The following is a 3893-nucleotide window of genomic DNA, read 5'->3' as shown; positions in this document are numbered from 1 at the left end:
TCGGAAGATTTTCACGTCGTGATGGAGCAAGGGGGGCTTAAAACACTTTGGGTGGCTTGCGCTTATGGAACTAATGGTCTCCCCGACAAACAAGATCTTGTTCTCGATTGCTTCGACACCGGTCGCGTCTCCCAAATCATCAAAGCGAACAAGGACAGCTACGATGCCGTGATTGTCACCCCTCATTGGGGCAATGAATACCAACTCACACCGAATACGCAGCAGAAAAACTTTGGGCGCCAATGGCTGGAGGATGGGGCCTTGGCCGTGATCGGCGCTCATCCCCATGTCCCGCAAACTTGGGAAAAGTATAAAACCAAAGATGGCCGCGAAGGCGCCATTGTTTTTTCTTTGGGAAATTTTGTGAGCAATCAATCCTCGGTCAATAAAAAGTCGAGCTTGATTTTTTATCTGGGTCTTACCAAAAATAATGGGAAAACTTGGATCAACGGAGTTCGCTACGTTCCGTTGTACATGGACCGAGCGCAAGGTTATCAAGTGTTAGCATCAAACCAAATAGCAAAGCCCTCTGCAGAACAGAAGGCTTCGTTAAAACTTTTAAAAGAAATGTTTGGTGAAGAGAGACTCGTAAAACCCGGCGAAGACGTGATCACCAACGCCGAGTGTTTTTAACTAAAACCCAGCCACTTTAGAAAACTCAAAGCCCTGCTGAATCGAAAGGGCTTTAGCTGCATTCACTGCTTTTTCTGCATTGATCAGACCTGCACCGAGTTCGTTATTCGCATTCGGTGTCAACGGTGTGCACGTGGATTTTACGATCTCGCGCACTTGCGCTGCCGTGAGGTTTTTATTTGCCGAGCGAATGAGGGCGACGAGTCCACCTACGTGTGGAGTAGCCATCGACGTCCCCTGGAACGCGGCAAAATCCGTTGCCACAACAGCCATACTAGCAGTCGCCGTCCCATTGTTTAAATTTTCAATAATTTGTAAACCAACACTTTGCTCGATCATCATGACCGGGAATTTCACTGGAGTTTCGATCGATCCAGAAATCAGACCTTCTGTATTGTTAAAGATGATCACTCCGACCACGCCTTTGCTCGAAACCGCTTTGACTTTTTCTTCGAAGGTGATCTCTCCTCTTTGAATTAACGCCACTTTACCGGCAAGAGATTTACCCACGAGATCTTCAGGCTTTCCAAGCCCCACATAAACCAATTCACCCGTCGAGATTTCGTTGAGATTTGGAGATGAATTTCCAAAGACAGAATTGGCAACCGCTTCGGCGCCATTCCCTAGATCGATCGCCACTGAACCTTCGCGACCAGTGCCAACGGGAACTGAGGAGATCGTATTCACTCCGGGAGCGACCACATCGAGTTGAGGTCCCCACTGCGAAAAACTCGCTTTCTTCAAATCTTCTTGAACTGCACCCACCGCAATCACGGTGTCTACCGCTGCGGGATACGAAACGCTCGCAGTTCCGCCATTCCCGGAGGCCGCAACAACAACGATGTTGGCTTGCTCTGCTTTTTTATAAGCCTGAGCTTGTGATGGGAATAAGAAAGGTCCACCTAAGGACATGCTAATCACATCGACTTTTTCTTGAATACCCCAGTTCACACCTTCCGCAATCGCAGCACTGCTACAGCCTGAAGCCCCACACACTTTACCCATAAGAAGTCGTGCTTCTGGCGCGACACCGAGAAGGCCGTAACCCGTTCCGTCCGCAAGAATAGTTCCAGAGACGTGTGTCCCGTGACCTTCTGTATCCGCAAAGCTCGGATTACCTGAAATCAAAGAGCGACCTTTTTCAAAACGACCCTTAAGATCAGGATGGTTTGCATCGATGCCTGTATCGAGAACCAGAACGCGAGCGTCTTGTCCTTTAGTCACCGCCCAAGCCTCAGGCGCCTTCACCGCAGTGATCCCCCAAGGGAGATCCATCTGGCGATTTTGTGTCAGAGATAAATCGACGACATCGCCGAGATTCAATCGAGGTGCTTTAAAAAAATATTCCTTTTCGATGCTAGCGACCAAATTATTGCGGACGAGTCCCTGCACTTGATCTTCTTCAGCGGTGATGATGGCCATATCCACATTTTCCAGATACTTCGGAGACGTCGCTCGAGCTCCTAAAAATTCGTTACTGCGACTTTTAGCACGAGCTTGCTGCATGCTTTCTGTGGATTTGAAAATCACAATGTAGCGACTCTTGGCGAGCACCGATTGAGATATGAACATGGTCATTATTAAAATAAGAATTCGGGTAGATACACCCATATGGCCCCTCCGTAGATCGATTTATTTTTAAATCTTTTTTCAAACTCAAAGGGTACGTCCTGTATCCCTCACCCAAAAAACCCCTTCGAATATTAGGCGCGCATTTAGACCAAAGCGCAAGCGAGAAGCTGATTGCTGCAGTCTAGCAACTGAGAACCTATCGCCAACGATTCGGTCGCTCATCCGTTGTGAACACGGCCGTTTCTGCCGAGCAATAGAGAGATGAACAAATATTATGTTATATCGATGGGTCTCCATGGGGTTCTTCTTATTGGATTAATAAAAATTTCTAATAGAACGCTAGCTCCACAACCCCAGAAGGAGCAGAGTCCGCCTTGGATCGAACTTCGCAATGGATTCCAGGGACGAAAAAATAGCTTGGATAAATCAGTGTCGTCCAAATCGCGAGCTCACGCTCAAAGATCAAAAGCTAAAACGTCCGATCGACTCTATAATCTGCTGCACTCTTCAATTCCCAAGATGATAGGTTCCGAAAGGCCCTGCTCCCCAGGTCAACTCTGTTCCGAAGAAGACTCAGATTACGTCGGCGACGGAACTGGGGCGTACTTTCAACGAGCCATGGAAATTCCCCGATTCTCCGACAAGGTGTGGAGAAAGATTCGCAGTGAAGTGTATTACAAACGAGATTGGATTCGAAAGGGAATCCAAGGCTCTGTAAAATCTCGAATCCTGTTGTCTCCAAAGGGTAAACTCTTAACCCACTTTATCGACGAATTGTCTGGACCTCGAGAGCTTCAAGCTCACATTATCGGCGCGCTGCGGAGAGCCTTAGAGGACGACTTCTTATCTCCCGCTCTACATCGTCCCACAATATTTCATCTCTTCTTTGAATTTCGTATCGGCCACGAGATTCCCGACACTCAGCACACGTTAAACTCCCTCGTGTTTAACATCGTCTCGCCACCCCCTGGAGACGAGCTACAGATGGTATTCATCAATCCTCTAGCGGCATTAGATACTTCAATGGGCAGTTCGATGAACCCTCTGCGAAGAGACCAGGGTCACACCATAAACACGGCGATGCATTTACCCTTCAACTTCGAACTCACAAAGAACGCCGAGCCTGAAGATTTCGATAAAACCGTAGAACGATATGAAAAAGCCTGCCTCCAGCATCTCAATCGGTATGGCTGCTACAAAGCCAACTCCGAATACGACAAAGCCGGGCTCTTGAGCGAGACCACCCGAATCTACACGCAAGCGTGCGCACGAGGTCTAAAAGAATTTTGCCGTGAATTCTAAAGACGAAAGGATCATGCCCTCTACTTCGCGTTCGCGATTACAATGGGTTATAACGTTCGCGCAGTTTAACACCAGCACCTCGAGTGAAGAGTTTGCGATCATCTATCCATCCATGAGAGCGTTGTCGTCTTGGCATCCCGCCAAGCCGAATTAAACCCGGTTTCTTATTTTGATTTCATCCCAAAAAAAATCTTACACAAACAGAAAGCCCAAGGGGCAAGGACGCCCCGCGCGGAAGGCCTCCACGGATGGACAGATCGAGAATAAATAATCACTGCTGTTCCAGAGGAGAAAACTGCAAATTACTCACCCTCTACTCAGTTCTCTTGAAATCGTAGAGCGGCTCACTCCAAGGCACTCCGCCATATACTTTAAACTTCTGCTTT

At 48.0% G+C, this 3893-nt stretch carries 4 protein-coding genes; 2 read left to right on the top strand and 2 right to left on the bottom strand.

The genetic code is table 11. The annotated features are described in order from the left end of the window. On the top strand, positions 1-633 hold a 633-nt coding region (locus K2Q26_14970), incomplete at its 5' end, for a CapA family protein (GenBank protein MBY0316820.1). Here K2Q26_14970 and K2Q26_14965 read toward each other — a convergent pair. Next, a complete protein-coding gene (locus tag K2Q26_14965) occupies positions 634-2244 on the bottom strand; it encodes a S8 family serine peptidase (GenBank protein ID MBY0316819.1) in 1611 nt (536 codons plus the stop codon). A gap of 222 nt (positions 2245-2466) precedes the next feature. On the opposite strand from K2Q26_14965, the gene K2Q26_14960 reads away from it, so the two are divergent. Further along, positions 2467-3507 carry an energy transducer TonB gene (locus tag K2Q26_14960; GenBank protein ID MBY0316818.1) on the top strand — a complete coding sequence of 347 codons (1041 nt, stop codon included), beginning with the start codon at positions 2467-2469 and terminating at the stop codon, positions 3505-3507. A 306-nt stretch (positions 3508-3813) separates the two neighbouring features. Here K2Q26_14960 and K2Q26_14955 read toward each other — a convergent pair. Further along, on the bottom strand, positions 3814-3893 hold an 80-nt coding region (locus tag K2Q26_14955; protein ID MBY0316817.1), incomplete at its 5' end, for a helix-turn-helix domain-containing protein.

The organism is Bdellovibrionales bacterium, assembly GCA_019750295.1.
Classification (GTDB): domain Bacteria; phylum Bdellovibrionota; class Bdellovibrionia; order Bdellovibrionales; family JAGQZY01; genus JAIEOS01.
The sequence above is the reverse complement of the archived record's forward strand: the minus strand, read 5'-3'. Positions and strand labels throughout refer to the sequence as shown.

Coding starts and splice junctions, on each gene's coding strand:
- K2Q26_14960 (MBY0316818.1), top strand. CDS start 2,467: ATGAACAAATATTATGTTATATCGATGGGTCTCCATGGGGTTCTTCTT.
- K2Q26_14965 (MBY0316819.1), bottom strand. CDS start 2,244: ATGGGTGTATCTACCCGAATTCTTATTTTAATAATGACCATGTTCATA.